Below are 18,084 nucleotides of genomic sequence, written 5' to 3'. Positions count from 1 at the left end.
TTTTCATGCCCTTCCAGCCCGACCTAGACCGGGAACGTGCGCCCGTCCCGCAGATCAATTTTCCACGCGGGCGCCGGGCGCTAACCAACACGCCCGGCGTGCATTGGTCAACTCGCCAGATTGTCCAGGAAGCGGCGTGCTGTCGCCATTCCCTTTTCAGCCCGCTCGGTAAAACTCAATGCCGAATCACCCTTGTGAGGCGTCTCGACACTGATCACAACATCCGAGGGCAGGGCAGCCATCAGTTCCTTCAGCCATAGTTCGCCCTCGCCGGGGAACATACGCGCCGTTCTCGCTTCCGCGATGCAGCCTGCATTGTCGGTCGGTTGCTGCGCGGGAGCGTCGCAGAGCTGAAGATAGACGGCGAGGCCTTCCGGCAGGGCCGCAACGTCGGCGGGGCTTCCTCCGGACCGGGATAGATGCAACGCGTCGATCAGCAGGCCGACATTGCCGCGCCCGGAAGCGGCGGCAAGACGGGCGGCATCGTGGATCGTCGCGGTGGATCGCCAGCGCATGAATTCTATGGCCATTTTGATGTCGTGTTGCGCCGCGGCGTCGGCTATGCGGCCGAGCTTGTCGCCCGCGCGAGAAAGATCAGTATCCTCGCAGGTGATCTGCATTACCGGCATTCGAAATTCACCGGCGGTCTCGATGATCGGCAGCCAGGTCTCGACGTCGGTTTCCGGAAGCAACGTGAATACTTCCCCGTCGTAGAAGGATATGCCGGTATCTGCGGCAACCGAGAGGATCTCCCGGATGAGGGCAGAGTTGCCGACGATCGGATGGGCAAGCTCGAGGCCGTGCGGAGCGACGAGCCGCAGGCTCGCCATGTCGTAACCGCAAGCGGCAGCAACCTTGACGTTCTCGACCGGCGGGCAGCCGAATACCGTCAGATAGGCAAGCGAAAGGGGATGGTTCTGATACATGGCCAAAACCTCAATAGGTCGCGCGGCCGCCGGAGACGTCGAAGACGGCTCCTGTGGAAAACGAGCATTCTTCGGAGGCGAGCCAGTTCACCAGCGCTGCGACCTCATCAGCCTCGCCGAGCCTGCCGACGGGGATTTTCGCCGTAACATAGGCTTTGAACTCCGGTGTGAGCTGGTTCATCATCTCGGTTTCGATCGCTGCCGGGGTCACGCAATTGACCCGGATCTGCGTGGTCGCCAGTTCCTTGCCGATCGACTTGGTAAGGCCGATCACGCCCGCCTTGGAGGCGGAATAAGCAACGGCGTTGGGATTGCCTTCCTTGCCGGCGATCGAGGCGATGTTGACGATACGGCCATAACCAGTCTTCAGCATCTCGCGCACCGCGGCCTGGCAGCAGTAGAAAACCGCGTCGAGATTGAGCGACATCACGAAACGCCAGCCGTCGAGCGGGTAGTTTTCGAATTTTTCCAGCGGTCCGTTATGGCCGGCGCTGGTCACGAGGATGCCGAGCGGTCCCATCTCCGAAACCACCTTCCTGGTTGCCGCGTCGACCGCTGCAGGGTCCATGACGTCGACGACATATCCCCTTGCGCCGGGCAGTTTGGCGGCGGCCTCTTCGACCCGTTCGCGATTGATATCCCAAAGGGCAACCTTGTGGCCTTTTGCGGCCAGTCGAGCGGCAATGGGATAGCCCAGCCCGCCGGCGCCGCCGGTTACGATCGCTACGCGTGAAGTTTCCTGGTCCGCCATGTGTCATTCCTCCCTGACGTTCGAGCCCGTCCTCACGGGTCTCGGCTTCTGCCTGCCGTCTTCACGCATCCGTTAAGCTGGTTGGCTGCGCTTGACATTTGGCACATACTAACATTCTAGTAGGCTACATGAGTTGGAAATGACCTGCTTGTCAAGCGTATGAGGATGCGCGTCCAGGCAGGAAGGGAGGATAGGAATGGGACTGAAAGGATCAGCCTTTCTGGCGATGTGGCATGACATCGAGGAAGGGGCCGAAAGCGAATATATCGAGTGGCACACGCGCGAGCACATGCCGGAACGCCTGTCGATACCGGGCTTTACCACCGGCAAGCGGCTGCAGGCTCCGGGTGCGTCCCGTTATGTTTTCGGCACGGTCTATGCCGGAGAGAATGTTGAGACCTTCCGTTCGCCCGCCTATCTCGAGCGGCTCAACAGCCCGACGCCATGGACCGCATCGGTGGCCCCGAGCTTCCGCAATTTTCTGCGTGTTGCCTGCGAGCGGATCGCCTCTGCGGGCAATGGCGACGGTGGCAGCATGGCGACGATTCGTTTCGATCTTGCCGGCGATGATGGGGAAGGAAAACTGAAGGCCGGAGGGCAGGCGTTGGCCGAAAGCCTTCTGGCTGTACGCGGTGTTTCCTGCGTCCATATCGGTATTTCGCGGAACGAGGTATCGAGCGTTCGCACGCGAGAAACGGAACTGCGCCAGCAGATGAGCGAGAGCGGCTTCGACGTCGTGATCCTGATCGAAGGATCGTCAAGCCCCGGCTTGCACTCGGCGCTGCCGGAAGTCGAGAGACTGGCAGTCGGCAGCGGGATCCTCTCCGGCCCCGTCACCAATATCTATGAAACCGCGTTTTCGCTGACGGCGGAAGACATGAGGGAAGCCCAATGACGCGGATATTGGTCACGGGTGGTGCGGGCTTCCTGGGCGGATGGATCCTGAAGTCCCTGAGGGCGAAGGGGTGCGACGTCCGCATCTTCGACCGGACGACGGATCGCCGCATCCTGCGTGAAATCGCTGGGGAGGAGGCCGACGGCGTGGAGTGGTTTCAGGGCGACATTGCCGATGGCGCCGCGGTAACCGAGGCGGCGCGCGACTGCGCGGGAATCATCCATCTTGCCGCATTGCTCACCCCGGCCTGCAAGGCCGATCCCGTTCTCGGCGCAACGGTCAACCTGATCGGCACGCTGAATGTCTTCGAGGCTGCCAAGGCGAACCGGATAGCGCGCGTCGCCTATGCCAGCAGCGCCGCCGTTTTCGGTCCGGACGATGGGGTGACGCCCCATCCGGTCACGCAATATGGTGCATTCAAGCTCGCCTGCGAGGGAAGCGCCCGGGCCTATTGGCATGATGCGGGTATTGCCAGCGTGGGCCTGCGCCCCACCGTGGTCTACGGGCCGGGGCGTGAAAGCGGTCTCACGGCGGGACCGACACTCGCCTGCCGCGAGGCGGTGCTGGGGAATGCCTATACGATCGGCTATTCAGGCCCTCAGGACATGGTCTTCGTTGCCGACGTCGCTGCGGCGTTCACCGCCGCCGCGACCATGCCGTTCGAGGGCGCGCACGCCTTTTCGCTTGGCGGATCGCGCGAGGACCTGCCCGATGTGATTGCGGCCATCGCAGACGAGGTGCCGGGCGCAAGGATCGATTTCGAGGGGGCGCCGGTGCCGATGGCGCCGGACATTGCCGCAACCGACAATCAATCCCTGCTCGGTGCGATTCCGTTCACGCCGCTTCGCGAAGGCATTTCGCGGACGGTTGCCCATTACCGGTCGATGGCGAGGTGATGATGTCCGTCCGCCGCCAGATACCGCATGATCATCTCCGTTATCGTCGAGAGACGAGCTTCGACGGCGTCCTCGGCCAGCAGTTCGCGTCCGAACAGGATCTTCAGCGTATGGCGGTTGGAGACATAGGTGAAGCCGAGCGCCGAGATGGAGATGTAGAGATCGAGCGGATCTACCCGGCGAAAGATGCCTTGGGCGACGCCACTTTCGACGATCTTCGAAACCTTGTTGACGATCGAGCTGTTGAGACCCGCCATGTTGCCGGTTGCCGCCTGAAGGTGGACGGCGCCGTGCAGGTTTTCGGTATTGATCATTCGGATGAAGGCGGGATTGTCGATGTAATATCGGAAGGTGAAGGAGATCAGCGCCTTCATCGCGCCGACGGGATCAGCCGGATCGAGGTCCAGCCGCTCTTCGGCCTCGCGGATGCCCGAGTAGAGGTCTTCCATGGCGGCAAGGTAGAGATCCTCCTTGCTGCCGAAATAGTGGTAGACCATCGCTTTGTTGGTTCGCGCGCGCTGGGCGATGCGATCAACCCGGGCGCCGCCAATCCCATAGGTCGAAAATTCCAGGATCGCCGAATCGAGCAGCGAACGTTTGCGCCGTTCAGGCGAGCGTTGACCCGGATCCAGGGCGGTTTGTGCGGACGTCGTCTTGGTATTCGCCATGTGGTTTCCCCGATGCCGTTCCCGATTCGCGATGGCGACGGGCAAAGGCGGCGGCTTGAAGTTTAACTGATAGGTCCGCGTGAAGCATAGCACGCGGATTGACATCAACCAACCGGTTGGTTAACTGAAACGCGGGTACCTGCGTTAGGTCGGCGAAGAGGAGTTCGTCGGCCAGGCATAACGACAGCATACAACCCTTTGAGGAGGACAATCATGGCAGGCAAATTCTCACTTCGCAGCATTGCGTTCACTCTCGTCGCAGGCGTCAGCATGGCGCTCGCAAGCACGGCCGTGCAGGCGCAGACACTGGAAAAAATCAAGAGCGCCGGCGTCATTCGTATTGGCGTCATGGGCGAGCAGGCTCCCTGGGGCTCCATCGACGCCAGCGGCCAGAACATCGGTTACGACGTCGATGTGGCCAAGCTGATCGGCGAGGAAATGGGAGTAAAGGTCGAATTCGTACCGAATGCCGTTTCTGCCCGCATCCCGAACCTCCTGACCGGCAAGGTCGATCTGCAGATGGCGGTGATGGGCATGTATCCGGATCGCGCCAAGGCGGTTCAGTTCTCCAAGCCCTATGCCGGACTGAAGATCATTCTTCTCTCCAGCACCAAGAACAATATCGAGAAGATCGAGGACGCCAAGGACCTGCGTATCGGCGTGCCGCGCGGCGCAGCACAGGACAAGTCGATCACCACGCTGCTCGGTGATGTGCCGAACATCCGCCGTTTCGACGACGACAGCTCCAACATGCAGGCGCTGGTTTCCGGCCAGGTCGATGCGATCGGTGGCAACACCACCTACAAGATCAATCTCGACAAGGCGGCGCCGGGCAACGACTTCGAGCAGAAGCTGGTCTTCAACGAACAGTGGATGGGCGTCACCACCAAGCTGGGCGACAGCGAAATCAACGCCTGGCTCAACCAGTTCATCGACAAGATCAAGGCTGATGGCCGCCTCGAGGCGATCAACAAGAAATGGCTCGGCGAAGACAAGCTTCCGAACTTCCCGGAGAAGCTCGAAGGCGTTCCCTTCACCGTAGAATAACGTTCGCGACACTTCTGCAGACAGCATGACGAAACCGGGGCGCGGCCACGGCTGGTGAGCCGCGCCTTCGATCAGCAGCAGGATGTACGGACATGCGCACAATTTTCATTTTGAACGGACCGAACCTCAATCTTCTGGGCCAACGTGAGCCGGAGATTTACGGCAGCACGTCGCTTGAAGAGATCCATGGCTGGCTCAAGGCCGATGCAGCCGAACTCGGAGTGGCGATCGATTTCCGCCAGTCGAATTTCGAGGGTGAAATCATCGAATCCATCCATGCGGCCCGCCAGGAGGCGGCCGGCATCATCATCAACCCGGCCGCCTATACGTTTACCTCGATCGCCATTCTCGACGCTTTGAAGACCTTCAACGGCCCCAAGATCGAGTTGCATATCTCGAACGTCCATCAGCGCGAGGAAATCTATCACAAGTCGCTGGTCTCCAGGACCGCGACGGCAGTGATGGCGGGTTTCGGCGCCTATGGCTATCGCCTCGCCCTGCGTGCAATGACGGAGATGACGGCATGACCCGAATTGGCCTCATGGGAGCCGGCCTGATCGGCCGGGAACACGCCGACCTGCTCGCATCGAACAGCAGAGCAGAGATCGCGGCGATCTGCGACCCTTCGCCGGCCGCGGCCGAATTGGCAACCCGCCTGTCGGTGCCGCATTTCTCAAGCTATGACGCGATGCTCGACGAGGTCAGGCCGGACGGCGCCATCGTCGCGCTGCCGAACCAGCTTCATGCGCCGGCAGCGCTCGCCTGCATCGAACGCGGCGTGCCCTGCCTGATCGAAAAACCGATCGCCGAAAGCCTGTCGTCAGCCAGGCTCATCGTCGACGCCTCCGAAAGGAAGGGCGTCCCGGTGCTCGTCGGTCATCAGCGCCGCCACAGCCCGGATATCCGTTCTGCGAAGCGTGCGATCGACGCTGGAGAACTCGGCGACCTCGTGGCAGTCAACGGCATGACGCTGTTCGACAAGCCGGACGACTATTTCGAGACGGAATGGCGCCGCAGGATCGGCGGCGGCGTGCTGCTGATCAACCTGATCCACGATATAGACGCCCTTCGTTACCTCGTCGGCGAGATCGACAGCATCCGCGCCTTCACCTCGTCCGCGCGCCGCGGCTTTGAGGTCGAGGACACGGCCAGCGTCTCGATCCGCTTCGTCAACGGCGTGCTTGGCACTTTCCTGATCTCGGATGGAGCGGTCAGCCCGTGGGCCTGGGAATACACGTCGGGGCAGGCGCTTTACCATCCCCACCAGCCAGGTCCCTGCCTGTTCCTCGCCGGGCGCAAGGCGGCTCTGTCCGTCTCCGACATGTATCTGTGGCGGCATGCAGAGGCGAACGATCACTGGCAGCATCCTCTCGTGCGCGAATACCGTCCCGGCGACGGCTCGCTCACCTATGTGAATCAGCTCGACCATTTCGTGGACGTCATCCGCGGCGATGCGCAGCCCCTGATCACCGCCCGCGACGGAATGTCGACACTCGCCGCCACGCTCGCGGTCGATGTGGCCGCGCGGGAGGACCGCACCGTGACGCTCGCCGAAATGCTGGCACCGGGGAGAGCGGCGGCATGACCAGAAAGCTCTCGCTCTCCTTCCTCACCTGCAGCGCCGAACCGGAAGAGGCCGTGCGGGCGGCCGCTGCCGCAGGCTACGATTACCTGGGCTTCCGGCTTATGCCGGCGTTCCCCGGCGGCCTGGCACATCCCCTGATGGATGCTCCGTCGCGGGTGAGGGATCTGCAGAAGCTGATGGCCGACAGCGGTGTCGGCGTGTTCGACATCGAAATGGTCCGTATCGCCGGGCAATTCGATCCCGAGCCGCTGCTGCCCATGCTTGAATGCGCAGCCAGTCTCGGTGCGCGCGCTGTCCTCGTTGCGGGGGACGATCCGGATGAGGCGAGGCTGACCGCCTCTTTCGTGAGACTATGCGAGGCGGCCAAACCCTACGGCCTTTTCATGAATCTCGAATTCATGCCGCAGTCGGAGCTGCACGATCTTGCGGCAGCGCTTCGCGTGCTGACGGCGGCCGGCCAGCCGAACCAGGGCGTCATCATCGACACGCTGCATGTTTCGCGGTCACGAACGTCGATCGAGACGATAGCGTCGGTTCCCGCGGAATGGTTACACTATGCCCAGATTTGCGACGGGCCGGCGGAAATCCCGCAGACCCGCGAGGCATTGAACCATGCGGCTCGCCACGAACGGCTCCTGCCCGGAGACGGTGCGCTCGATCTGGTCGGCATGTTCGCGGCTCTTCCGGCAGACCTGCCGGTCGCGATCGAGATTCCAAACGACCGCCAGTCGGCAGGGCTTTCTGCGACCGAATGGGCGACCCGCACGCTGCAGGCATCACGCAACGTCCTGCAGCAGGTTGCAGCGGAGGCCGCAGAATGACCGGCTTGGAAACCAAGATCGTCCAGGGCGAGACAATTCCGAGCCTCGGTCTCGGAACCTTCGAGCTGACAGGGCCGGACGGCGAAGCGGCGATCCGCACTGCCATCGAACTCGGCTACCGCCAGATCGACACCGCGATCCGCTACGGAAACGAGCTGGAGGTCGGGCGGGCGATCCGAGAGAGCGGCGTGCCGCGCCGCGAGCTCTTCGTCACCAGCAAGATCTGGTTCAACGATCTTGCGCCGGAAACGGTATCGTGCCGGGTCGATGAAATCCTCGAAAGGCTCGGCTTCGACTATGTGGATCTGCTGCTCGTTCACTGGCCGACCAGGGACGTGCCGCTCGGCGAGACGCTTGCGGCCTTCGCCGAGGCGAAGGCGAAAGGCAAGACACGCCTGATCGGCGTCAGCAATTTCACCGTCGCGCTTCTCGACGAGGCGCTCGACGTTCACAAGGCCGAGCTCTTCTGCAACCAGGTCGAATACCACCCCTTTCTTTCGCAGCAGAAGCTGCTCGACCGGATGAACCGCGCCGGCATGCTCCTGAATGCCTATCAGCCGATCGCGCGCGGCAAGGTGTTCGGCTCGGACCTGTTGAACGACCTCGGTCGCAAATACGGGAAGTCTGCGGGCCAGGTCACGCTCCGCTGGCTCATCCAGCAGGACAATGTCGGAGCCATCCCGCGCTCGGCAAAGCCCGAGAACATGAAGTCCAACAGGGACATTTTCGACTTTGAACTGTCGCAGCATGACATGGCCGCCATCCACGCCTTGGCGCGTGGCGAGCGCTATTCACGTTTCGACTGGGAGCCCGAATGGGACTGACCGCCAACGCCAAGGGAGGTAGGCGATGATACTTGATTTCAGCGTGGTCGCCGATGCATGGCAATCGCTCGTCTACGGGACGCTCGGGACCCTGTTCCTCGCCGTTGCCGGAATGACGATTGCGACGATCATCGGCATTGCCGGCGTCGCCATTCTCAGAACCCATCTCGCGATACCGTCATTTCTGGTGACGGCCTTCGTTGAGGTTATCCGCAACACGCCTTTCCTGGTGCAGATCTTCTTCATCTTCTTTGCGCTGCCGATGGCGGGTATCAGGCTCAACCCGACGCTCACTGCGGTGATCGCGCTCGGGCTGAACGGCGGCGCCTATGCGATCGAGATCATCCGCGGCGGTGTCGAGAGTATTCCGAAAGGGCAGACGGAAGCCGGGCTGGCGCTCGGCCTGCACAAGCATGAGGTCTTTCGCCTCATCGTGCTGAAACCGGCGCTGCGCGCCATCTATCCGTCCCTGTCGAGCCAGTTCATTCTCCTGACGCTGACGACGGCGATCTGTACCTCGATCTCGGCCTATGAGCTGACATCGGTCGGTCAGCGCATCGAGGCCGAGACCTTCCGCAGTTTCGAGACCTATTTCACGCTCACGGGCATCTATCTGGTGATTTCGCTGGTGACCATGTGGTCGCTCGCCGCGATCGGCCGCCGTGCCTTCAACTATCCGCAGCGCTGAGGAGGATTTCCAATGGGTCTGCAAGAATTCACCTATCTGCTGCAGGGATTGGGCTGGACGCTCATCCTGACGGCAATGGCGTTTGCCGGCGGCATCGTGTCCGGTGTGATCGTAGCGCTCATGCGCGTTTCGAAACGCGCCTGGCTTCGCGTGATTGCCATCGGCTGGATCGGCCTCTTCCAGGGCACGCCGTTGTTGATGCAGCTCTTCGTTGCCTATTTCGGGCTTCCTCTGCTCGGCTTCGACCTGCCCGGCTGGGCGGCCGTGGGCATTGCGCTCACCGCTCACGCCTCGGCATTCCTTGGCGAAATCTGGCGCGGCGCGATCCAGGCCGTGCCGAAAGGTCAGACCGAAGCTGCAGACGCGCTTGGCCTGCATACACGCAGCCTGATGATCGACGTGATCATGCCGCAGGCGTTCAAGCTTTCGCTTCCCGCGACGGTCGGCTTCCTGGTGCAGCTTTTGAAGGGCACCTCGCTTGCCGCCATCGTCGGCTTCATCGAGCTCACCCGCGCGGGCTCGATCGTATCCAACCAGATCTACAGGCCGCTTCTCGTGTTCGGCGTGGTCGGTGCGATGTATTTCGCCATGTGCTGGCCGCTTTCCCTTTGGGGTCGCCGCATCGAACGCCGCATGTCCGCCGGTCTCGCCAGATAGAAAGGAAAACACCATGCCAGCAACAAACCAGACAGGCGCCCAGCCGATGATCATGATGCGCGACGTCGAAAAGTGGTACGGCGCCTTTCATGCCCTGAAGAAGGTTTCGCTGAACGTCGCCAAGGGTGAGAAGATCGTCCTTTGCGGGCCGTCCGGCTCGGGAAAATCGACCCTTATCCGCTGCATCAACAGGCTCGAGCCAAGCCAGGGCGGCGAGATCGTCGTGTCGGGACACGCGGTCAAGGACGATCAGAACGCAATCGATGCGGTGCGCCGCGAGGTCGGCATGGTGTTCCAGCAGTTCAACCTGTTCCCGCACAAGACGGTTCTGGAGAACTGCATCCTTGCACCGATGCGTGTGCGCAAACTGTCCCGCGCCGAGGCGGAGGCGACGGCGCGTAAATATCTGGATCGTGTGCGCATCGGCGATCAGGCCGATAAATATCCGGCGCAGCTTTCCGGCGGCCAGCAGCAGCGTGTGGCGATCGCCCGGGCACTCTGCATGGAGCCGAAGGCGATGCTGTTCGACGAACCGACTTCGGCGCTCGATCCGGAAATGGTCAAGGAAGTGCTCGACACGATGGTCTCGCTCGCCCGTGACGGGATGACGATGATCTGCGTCACGCACGAAATGGGCTTCGCCCGCCAGGTTGCCGACCGCGTCATCTTCATGGCCGATGGAGAGATCGTCGAGGAGAACGACCCGGAGACCTTCTTCCGGGCACCCGCACACCAGCGCACACGCGCCTTCCTTGGCGAGATTCTGTCCCACTAGCCGTGAAGTCGGATGGCGCATATCGCCGCCATTCGGCACGTCCGATCTTTATCAGCCGCTCGAATGCGGGGAGCATCGCATGCACCGGAAATTGACCGACGTCAGCCAGGCCTTCGACGTGGTGGTGATCGGCGCGGGCGCCGGCGGCCTTTCGGCGGCGATCTTTGCGGCGCTCGAGGGTGCACGCGTCCTGCTGGTCGAGCGTTGCGAACATGTCGGCGGCACCTCGGCCTATTCTGCGGGGACGACATGGATCCCCCTGACGCATCACTCGGAAAAGCTCGGTGCCGATGACAGCTACGAGAAGGTCGCTGGTTTTCTGGATCGCGCCGTCGGCAACCAGAGCCCGGCGGTACTGCGTGATGCCTTTCTAAACGCCGGGCGGGAAGTGGTCGCGACGCTGGAAGACCGAACGGCCATGCAGTTCCGCGCGCGTCCCTTCCATCCGGATTACATGTATGAGCTCGAGGGGGCTTCCAGCTTCGGACGTGCACTGGAGCCGATACCCTTCGATGCGAGCGTGCTCGGCGAGGACTTGAAAATGATACGGCCGCCGATACCGGAATTTACGGTGCTCGGCGGGATGATGGTCGATCGCGACGATATCGCGCAACTGATGAAGATCGGCAAATCCTTCCGGTCGACGGTCTATTCCGCAAAGCTGATCGCGCGCTATTGCCGCGACCGGATGCGCCATGGTCGCGGGACGCGGCTCGTCATGGGCAATGCCCTGGTCGGACGGCTGCTGCTCGCGGCGCTGAAACTGGACGTCACCATCCTGACGAACACGGAGACTGTGTCGCTGATCGGAAACGGAGATGGCATTACCGGCGTGCTGCTCCGCCAGGACGGGAGCGAGCGGACAGTGGCAGTAGCGGGCGGGGTGATCCTGGCGACTGGCGGCTTTGCCCAGCACAAGGTCATGCGTGCCGCGAAACTGCCGCATCCGCTTCCCGAGTTCAGCCCATCGGCGCCGGGCAGCACCGGCGCCTTACACGACCTCGCCTTCGAGGCTGGAGCATATCACGGCGAGACCGCGGCGCAGCCCTGCTTCTGGGCGCCGGTTTCCCGCCGCCAGCGCAAGGACGGCTCGATGGCGGTGTTTCCGCATTTCGTTTTCGACCGCTCGAAGCCGGGCATCATTTCGGTCGGGCGCGACGGCCGCCGTTTCGTCAACGAGAGCACGAGCTACCATCGCTTCGTTTCGGCGATGTATGCCGCAGACAAGAACGGTAGCCACATGCCGGTCTATCTGGTGGCGGATGCGGAAGCGCTGAAGAAATACGGGCTCGGCATGATCCGTCCAGGTGGTGGCAACATCCGCCCGTTCCTGGCCGACGGATACCTTACCGAGGGCACGACGCTCGACGACCTGGCGGCAAAGCTCGGCATCGACGCCGATGGGCTGAAGGACAGCGTAAGCCGCATGAACGCGTATGCGAAGACCGGTGTGGATGCGGATTTCGCCCGCGGCACGACCGTCTATGAAAAGGCGAACGGCGATGCCGCGCATGGCCCGAACCCGAGCCTCGGTACGCTCGACACCGCACCCTTCTATGCGATCCGGCTCTGGCCGGGAGACATCGGATCGGCGACAGGCCTTGTCGGCGATGAAAACGGGCGTCTGCTGCGCCGTGACGGATCCGCGATCGACGGGCTCTATGCGTGCGGCAACGACCTGCAGTCGATCATGGGCGGCGTCTATCCGGGGCCGGGCATCACCATCGGTCCCGCGATCGTCTTCGGCGCCTTGAGCGGACGGCATGCGGCAAGGCGGAGAACCGAAGGTAGCCACCCGGCAGGATGAACGGCATCCGCCGTCGGTCCGTAAACACTGGAAACGAGTTCGAGCAAGCGGGGTCAAGATATGAAAACGTCGATAGCGACCGTATCCATCAGCGGCGAATTGCCGGAAAAGCTCGCGGCGATCGCTCAGGCCGGCTTCAGCGGCGTCGAAATTTTCGAGAACGATTTTCTCGCCTTCGACGGGACGCCCGCCGATGTCGGGCGCATGGTCAGGGACCATGGTCTGGAAATTACGCTCTTCCAGCCGTTCAGGGACTTCGAGGGCATGCCTGAGCCGCATCGGTCGCGTCTCTTCGACCGGGCGGAACGCAAGTTCGACATCATGCAGCAACTCGGCACCGATCTCGTTCTGGTCTGCTCGAACGTCTCGCCGATCGCGCTCGGCGGCATCGACCGCGCGGTGGCGGATTTCCATGAACTCGGTGAACGGGCGGCCAAGCGCGGGCTGAAGGTGGGTTACGAGGCGCTTGCCTGGGGTCGCTACATCTTCGATCACCGCGACGCATGGGAGATCGTACGGCGCACGGATCATCCGAATATCGGGCTGATCCTGGACAGCTTCCACACCCTGTCGCGGCAGATAGACATCAACTCCATCCGATCGATCCCCAAGGACAAGATCTTCATCGTCCAGCTCGCGGATGCACCGCTGATCGACATGGACCTGCTCTACTGGAGCCGCCATTTCCGCAACATGCCGGGCGAGGGCGACCTCCCGGTGGAAGCGTTTACCAGTGCGATCGCCGAAACCGGATATGACGGGTACTTCTCGCTGGAAATCTTCAACGACCAGTTCCGCGGCGGGTGGGCCAAATCGATTGCGGCGGACGGCCTCCGGTCGCTCATCACGCTGGGCGATCGGGTGAGGCGCAATCCGAACGCGTCCGCACTGACGGTGCCGGCAATGCCGGACCGCAGCCCGGTGAAAGGCGTCGGTTTCGTGGAGTTCTCCGCCAGCGAAGCGGATGCGGCCGCGCTGGCGGGCATCCTGCGCACGCTCGGGTTCAGGAAGACCGCGCAGCATCGCAGCAAGAAAGTCAGCGTCTTTTCCCAAGGCGACATCCGGCTGTTGCTGAACACCCAGGAAACCGGGTTTGCCAGCGCCTCTTACACGGTTCACGGCACCTCGGCCTACGCGATGGCGATGACCGTCGATAATGCGCATGATGCCTTGGACCGGGCAGCCGCTCTCGGCGCAGAGGTCTTCAGCCAGCCGGTGGATGCGGGCGAGGTAGCCATCCCGGCCATTCGCGGGGTCGGCGGAGGGCTGATCTATCTTCTCGACGAGAAAACCGATCTCGGCCGCATCTGGGACATCGACTTCGTCCCGGTCGAGGACGAGGAAAGGACGCAGGACGCCGGTCTGCTGCGGGTCGACCATGTCGCCCAGACTGTTGCCTACGAGGAAATGCTGACCTGGGTCCTGTTCTACACGTCGATCTTCGAGATGAAGAAGACGCCGATGGTCGACATCATCGATCCGTCCGGCGTCGTGCGCAGCCAGGTCGTCGAAAGCCCCTCGGGTTCACTGCGCGTCACCCTGAACGGGGCGGAGAACCGGCGCACCCTTGCCGGACACTTCATTGCTGAGACATTCGGCTCCGGCATCCAGCATCTTGCTTTCGAGACCGCCGATATCTTCGAAACCGCGGCGGCGCTACGGGCAAACGGCTTCAAGCCTCTGCCGATCTCGCCGAATTACTACGGCGATGTCGAGACGCGTTTCGGGCTCGATCCGGAATTGACCGAAAAGCTGAAGTTGGAAAACATCCTGTATGATCGCGACGAGCACGGCGAATATTTCCAGCTCTATAGCGGCACTTATGGTGAGGGCTTCTTTTTCGAGATCGTCCAGCGGCGCGATTATCTCGGTTATGGTGCGGCCAACGCGATCTTCCGCATCGCTGCGCTGAAGAAGCAGATCAGACCGGAAGGGGTGCCGAAGCTCTGAGAGCGGCTGATGCCGTCAGGTTTCGACGCTCGAGCCTCCCGAGGCCAACCCTCTGACACTTTCGAGCCTCTCGGAACGGTCGAGAGGTGCTGGCCGATCGCGGCAGCGGTGCCGCGCCAGCTTTGTCAATGGCGTAGGTCGGAGAGGCCCGGAGCCGAAAGGGCAGGGCGTCAGATGTCCAAAAAGACGGTTTCCTTCGGTCCCTGGAGATGGATGTCGAGCGTATAGATGTTTCCGTCCCGCTGCGCGACCATCGTCTCGACGCGCTGGCGGTGCTCGATGCGCAGCAGCAGCGGGTCGGCGGCATTGGCTTCTGCCTCGTCCGAGAAGTAGATGCGCGTATGCAGGCCGATATTGATGCCGCGTGCGACGATCCACAGTGTGACATGCGGTGCCATCAGGCGGCCGTCCTTGAACGGAACCTTGCCGGGCTTGATGGTTTCGAACTCGAAATAGCCGTCTTCGCCGCTGGTTGGGCAGCGGCCCCAGCCGGTGAAGTTGGGATCGGCCGCGCCGCGCATCTCGGACGGGCTGTTGTAAAGGCCGGCGCCATCCGCTTGCCAGATTTCCGCAATCGCGTCGCGCACCAGCGTGTCGGCACCATCGAAGATGCGGCCACGAATGATGATGCGTTCGCCAAGGGTCTGGTCGTTGACCATGGCGGTGCCGAGATCGTTGTCATAGACGCCGCGGATGTCGCAGAAATTCGGGGTCAGTCCGATATGGACGTAGGGGCCGGCGGTCTGCGACGGCGTTTCCTTCAGCCTGTGAAGCTCCTGGACCATCAGTTGCCCTCCAGCCTGTTTTCGAAAAGGGTCGATCGCCGCCCACGCAGGACGATATCGAACTTGTAGGCGCGTGCATCCATCGGAATGGTCTGGCCCCAGTCGAGTGGCGCAATCAGTTGTTCGATCGCCGCGCGATCCGGGATTGTGTTGACGATCGGACATTTCCAGATCATCGGATCGCCCTCGAAATACATCTGTGTGATCAGGCGCTGGGCAAAGCCATGTCCGAACACTGAAAAGTGGATATGCGCAGGGCGCCAGTCATTGACACCATTCGGCCACGGATAGGGGCCGGGCTTGACCGTGCGGAAGGCATAATGCCCGTCATCATCGGTGATCGCGCGGCCGCAGCCGCCGAAATTGGGGTCAATTGCGGCCGGATAGGTTTCCTTCTTGTGCCGGTAGCGTCCGCCGGCATTGGCCTGCCAGAACTCGAGCAGGGCACCGCGGACCGGTCGGCCCCGTTCGTCGAGCACCCGGCCATGGACGACGATGCGTTCGCCGATGGCGCTTTCGCCCGGCCGCGCGTAGTTGTGGATCAGGTCGTTGTCCAACTCGCCGATCATCGAATGGCCGAAGACCGGGCCGGTGATTTCCGAGATCGTGCCGTCGAGCGACAGCAGCGCACGCTGCGGCGAGCGGAGGATCGACGTCTTGTATTCAGGCGTCAGGGCCGGGGCATGCCAGGCGCGGTCACGCGCGAAAAACGCGCCGGTTTCCGGTCTCTGGTTCGAATTGGCGGACATCCCTAGGTTTCCTCCCTCGATGTCTTTTCGGCATCCATCTCATCATAGACGCGCTTGGCGATCTTGATGGCATGATTTGCGGCGGGCACGCCGGCATAGATGGCGACATGCAGCAGAGCCTCACGGACATCCTCCCGCGAGGCACCGGTATTGGCTGTGGCGCGGACATGCATGGCGACCTCTTCGTCCTGGCCCAATGCTGCCAGAAGCGCGATCGTGACGATCGACCGTTCACGTTTGGTGAAGTTGGGTCGCGACCAGACATGACCCCATGCGGCCTCGGTGATGAGCGCCTGGAACGGCTGGTCGAAATCGGTGGAATTGGCGGACGCGCGATCGACATGGGCGTTTCCCAGCACAGCGCGCCGCGTCGCCATGCCGAGGCGGTGCCGGTCTGTCTCGGCCTCACTCATTACGCTTTTCTCCGGTGATGACGGTTCCGACGAATGCTCGGATCAGGTCGGTCAGCGCTTCCGGCTGCTCGACGCAAGGGATGTGCCCGGCATCCCTGACGATCTCGAAGCGGGCTCCGGGGATGCGGTCAGCTGTTGCCCTGACGAGGTCGGGCGGAGTCGAGCCGTCCTGGTCGCCGACGATGCAGAGCGTGGGCACGGCTATCCGTGCCGCGGCTTCGGTGTAATCCGCATCGCGGATCGAAGCGCAGGTCGCCGCATAGCCTTCGGCCGGCTGGCGTTCCAGCATGTTGCAGTAACCGCGATAGGCGATGTTCTCCGGTTGGCGGAACGGCGGTGTGAACCATCGTTCCATGACCGCATCGACGATGCTCGCCAGACCATTCTTTTCCACCGCCGCGATGCGGGCATTCCACATCTCGGCGGAGCCGATCTTGCTTGCGGTATCAGAAAGGATGAGCGCTCTCACCAGATCAGGCCGCGCCTGATAGATCGCCTGCGCGATCAGACCACCGACGGAAAGGCCGCAGATAGCGGCATTACGCACGTTTAGCAGGTCCAGAAGTTCGATCAGATCCGCCGCGTGATCCTCGATCGCATAGGGTGTCTTTCCGACATCCGACAGGCCGTGGCCGCGCTTGTCGTAAAGCACGAGCGGGAAATCACCGGCCAAGCGAACGATGACGTCACGCCAGATGCGGAAATCGGTGCCGAGCGAATTGGCGAACACGATGACCGGCTTGTCGGCCGGACCGCCGATCACTTGGTAATGAATCGTGACGTCGTTGACGCGTGCGAACTGCATTGAAAATCTCTCCCGTGCCTATCTTGGTATATTGAAGCGGTTAGGTAAAATGACTTCTCGATCATTTTTCATATCGATTTGGTTATAGATTGAATGAACACGTCGCGGGTCAAGTTTCGTCATCTCCAGGCATTTATCGAGGTCGCGCGTCACAAGAGCGTGGTCAAGGCAGCCGGTTTCCTCAATGTCAGCCAGCCCGCCGTCACCAAGACGATCCGGGAACTGGAGGAGGCGCTCGGTGTCGCTTTGGTTGAGCGCGACGGACGCGGCATCCGGATAACGCGATACGGGGAGGCCTTTCTGAAACATGCGGGCGCGGCGGTCGCCGCACTTAGGCAAGGGCTCGATTCCGTTTCCCATGAGCGGGTCGGCGATGCGCCGCTCCTGCGCGTCGGCGCCTTGCCCACCGTCGCGAGCCATATCATGCCGCGTGCCATGGATCTTTTCCTGAAGGAAAGAACCTGGAGCCGCATCAAGATCGTTACCGGCGAAAATGCTGTGCTTCTGGAACAGTTGCGTTTCGGCGATCTCGACCTCGTGGTCGGGCGGCTTGCAGGCGCCGACAAGATGGCCGGCTTTCTGTTCGAGCACCTTTATTCCGAACAGGTGGTGTTTGCCGTGCGTGCCGGGCATCCATTGCTCGCCTCGGAACGCTCACCGTTTGCCGAACTCGGGGACTACACGATCCTGATGCCGCCACCTTCGTCGATCATCCGGCCCTTCGTCGATCGATTTCTGATCGCTAACGGCGTCTCCAGCCTGCAGAACCAGATCGAGACCGTCTCGGATTCCTTCGGCCGTGCCTTCGTGCTGTCGAGCGATGCAGTCTGGATCATCTCGGCAGGCGTGGTCACCAGCGACATCGGGGAGGGGCGACTCCAGACGTTACCGATCGACACCAGCGACACGCGCGGCCCGGTCGGGTTGACCATGCGAACGGATGCGGTTCCGTCGATCCCGATGTCGCTTCTGATGCAGACGATACGCGAAGCGGCTGCATCCCGGCCTCTCATCGCGATGCCATCAGCCAGCTGACGAATTG

At 62.1% G+C, this 18,084-nt stretch carries 20 protein-coding genes; 13 read left to right on the top strand and 7 right to left on the bottom strand.

The window, feature by feature from the left end; all coding sequences use genetic code 11:
• Positions 1 to 107 precede the first annotated feature (107 nt).
• On the bottom strand, positions 108 to 926 hold the full coding sequence (locus BM216_RS13945; protein WP_092999806.1) for a sugar phosphate isomerase/epimerase family protein: 819 nt from the start codon (positions 924 to 926) through the stop codon (positions 108 to 110).
• 10 nt (positions 927 to 936) lie between these two features.
• Entirely contained in the window at positions 937 to 1,677 is a 741-nt protein-coding gene (locus tag BM216_RS13940; protein WP_092999805.1) for an SDR family NAD(P)-dependent oxidoreductase, read from the bottom strand.
• Positions 1,678 to 1,873: 196 nt separating this feature from the next.
• Here BM216_RS13940 and BM216_RS13935 point away from each other — a divergent pair, with 196 nt between their 5' ends.
• Together BM216_RS13935 and BM216_RS13930 are read left to right on the top strand one after the other, a co-directional pair.
• Entirely contained in the window at positions 1,874 to 2,572 is a 699-nt protein-coding gene (locus BM216_RS13935; protein ID WP_092999804.1) for a hypothetical protein, read from the top strand.
• Positions 2,569 to 3,468, top strand: a complete 900-nt coding sequence (locus BM216_RS13930) for an NAD-dependent epimerase/dehydratase family protein (protein WP_092999803.1) — start codon at positions 2,569 to 2,571, stop codon at positions 3,466 to 3,468. The genes BM216_RS13935 and BM216_RS13930 overlap by 4 nt, the downstream gene beginning before the upstream one ends.
• Here BM216_RS13930 and BM216_RS13925 read toward each other — a convergent pair.
• The gene (locus BM216_RS13925) at positions 3,447 to 4,136 is read right to left on the bottom strand and encodes a TetR family transcriptional regulator (protein WP_177230785.1); all 690 of its coding nucleotides are present in this window, start codon (positions 4,134 to 4,136) and stop codon (positions 3,447 to 3,449) included. The genes BM216_RS13930 and BM216_RS13925 overlap by 22 nt on opposite strands.
• Before the next feature lie 213 nt (positions 4,137 to 4,349).
• Here BM216_RS13925 and BM216_RS13920 point away from each other — a divergent pair, with 213 nt between their 5' ends.
• The 10 genes from BM216_RS13920 (at position 4,350) to BM216_RS13875 (ending at position 14,290) form a co-directional block, all read left to right on the top strand.
• Positions 4,350 to 5,183, top strand: coding sequence for a transporter substrate-binding domain-containing protein (locus BM216_RS13920; protein WP_092999801.1), 834 nt, complete (start codon positions 4,350 to 4,352; stop codon positions 5,181 to 5,183).
• Between the two features lie 92 nt (positions 5,184 to 5,275).
• Positions 5,276 to 5,710, top strand: a complete 435-nt coding sequence (gene aroQ / locus BM216_RS13915) for a type II 3-dehydroquinate dehydratase (RefSeq protein WP_092999800.1) — start codon at positions 5,276 to 5,278, stop codon at positions 5,708 to 5,710.
• Complete coding sequence (locus BM216_RS13910) at positions 5,707 to 6,768, top strand: Gfo/Idh/MocA family protein (protein WP_092999799.1); 1,062 nt, start codon at positions 5,707 to 5,709, stop codon at positions 6,766 to 6,768. The genes aroQ and BM216_RS13910 overlap by 4 nt, the downstream gene beginning before the upstream one ends.
• Complete coding sequence (locus BM216_RS13905; protein ID WP_092999798.1) at positions 6,765 to 7,589, top strand: sugar phosphate isomerase/epimerase family protein; 825 nt, start codon at positions 6,765 to 6,767, stop codon at positions 7,587 to 7,589. Before BM216_RS13910 ends, BM216_RS13905 begins: the two co-directional genes overlap by 4 nt.
• Positions 7,586 to 8,413, top strand: coding sequence for an aldo/keto reductase (locus tag BM216_RS13900; RefSeq protein WP_092999797.1), 828 nt, complete (start codon positions 7,586 to 7,588; stop codon positions 8,411 to 8,413). Before BM216_RS13905 ends, BM216_RS13900 begins: the two co-directional genes overlap by 4 nt.
• Positions 8,414 to 8,438: 25 nt before the next feature.
• Positions 8,439 to 9,101, top strand: coding sequence for an amino acid ABC transporter permease (locus BM216_RS13895; protein WP_092999796.1), 663 nt, complete (start codon positions 8,439 to 8,441; stop codon positions 9,099 to 9,101).
• Positions 9,102 to 9,113: 12 nt separating this feature from the next.
• Positions 9,114 to 9,758 carry an amino acid ABC transporter permease gene (locus BM216_RS13890; protein WP_092999795.1) on the top strand — a complete coding sequence of 215 codons (645 nt, stop codon included), beginning with the start codon at positions 9,114 to 9,116 and terminating at the stop codon, positions 9,756 to 9,758.
• A gap of 13 nt (positions 9,759 to 9,771) precedes the next feature.
• Positions 9,772 to 10,533, top strand: a complete 762-nt coding sequence (locus BM216_RS13885) for an amino acid ABC transporter ATP-binding protein (RefSeq protein ID WP_092999794.1) — start codon at positions 9,772 to 9,774, stop codon at positions 10,531 to 10,533.
• 79 nt (positions 10,534 to 10,612) lie between these two features.
• Positions 10,613 to 12,340 (top strand): FAD-dependent oxidoreductase, encoded by a 1,728-nt coding sequence (locus tag BM216_RS13880; protein WP_092999793.1) that lies wholly within the window; start codon positions 10,613 to 10,615, stop codon positions 12,338 to 12,340.
• A gap of 60 nt (positions 12,341 to 12,400) precedes the next feature.
• The gene (locus BM216_RS13875) at positions 12,401 to 14,290 is read left to right on the top strand and encodes a bifunctional sugar phosphate isomerase/epimerase/4-hydroxyphenylpyruvate dioxygenase family protein (RefSeq protein ID WP_092999792.1); all 1,890 of its coding nucleotides are present in this window, start codon (positions 12,401 to 12,403) and stop codon (positions 14,288 to 14,290) included.
• Positions 14,291 to 14,460: 170 nt separating this feature from the next.
• Here BM216_RS13875 and pcaG read toward each other — a convergent pair whose 3' ends face one another.
• The 4 genes from pcaG to pcaD are packed head-to-tail and all read right to left on the bottom strand — an operon-like array spanning position 14,461 to position 17,042.
• Positions 14,461 to 15,075: a protocatechuate 3,4-dioxygenase subunit alpha gene (pcaG, locus tag BM216_RS13870; RefSeq protein WP_092999791.1), complete on the bottom strand. Its 615-nt coding sequence runs from the start codon at positions 15,073 to 15,075 to the stop codon at positions 14,461 to 14,463.
• The gene (gene pcaH, locus BM216_RS13865; protein ID WP_092999790.1) at positions 15,075 to 15,824 is read right to left on the bottom strand and encodes a protocatechuate 3,4-dioxygenase subunit beta; all 750 of its coding nucleotides are present in this window, start codon (positions 15,822 to 15,824) and stop codon (positions 15,075 to 15,077) included. Before pcaH ends, pcaG begins: the two co-directional genes overlap by 1 nt.
• Positions 15,825 to 15,826: 2 nt before the next feature.
• Entirely contained in the window at positions 15,827 to 16,237 is a 411-nt protein-coding gene (gene pcaC / locus BM216_RS13860; RefSeq protein ID WP_092999789.1) for a 4-carboxymuconolactone decarboxylase, read from the bottom strand.
• A complete protein-coding gene (gene pcaD / locus BM216_RS13855; RefSeq protein WP_092999788.1) occupies positions 16,230 to 17,042 on the bottom strand; it encodes a 3-oxoadipate enol-lactonase in 813 nt (270 codons plus the stop codon). Before pcaD ends, pcaC begins: the two co-directional genes overlap by 8 nt.
• A 93-nt stretch (positions 17,043 to 17,135) precedes the next feature.
• Here pcaD and pcaQ point away from each other — a divergent pair, with 93 nt between their 5' ends.
• Positions 17,136 to 18,077 (top strand): pca operon transcription factor PcaQ, encoded by a 942-nt coding sequence (gene pcaQ, locus BM216_RS13850; protein ID WP_092999787.1) that lies wholly within the window; start codon positions 17,136 to 17,138, stop codon positions 18,075 to 18,077.
• Positions 18,078 to 18,084 lie beyond the last annotated feature (7 nt).

The sequence above is a fragment of the Rhizobium sp. NFR07 genome (assembly GCF_900111905.1).
Classification (GTDB): domain Bacteria; phylum Pseudomonadota; class Alphaproteobacteria; order Rhizobiales; family Rhizobiaceae; genus Neorhizobium.
The sequence above is the reverse complement of the archived record's forward strand: the minus strand, read 5'-3'. Positions and strand labels throughout refer to the sequence as shown.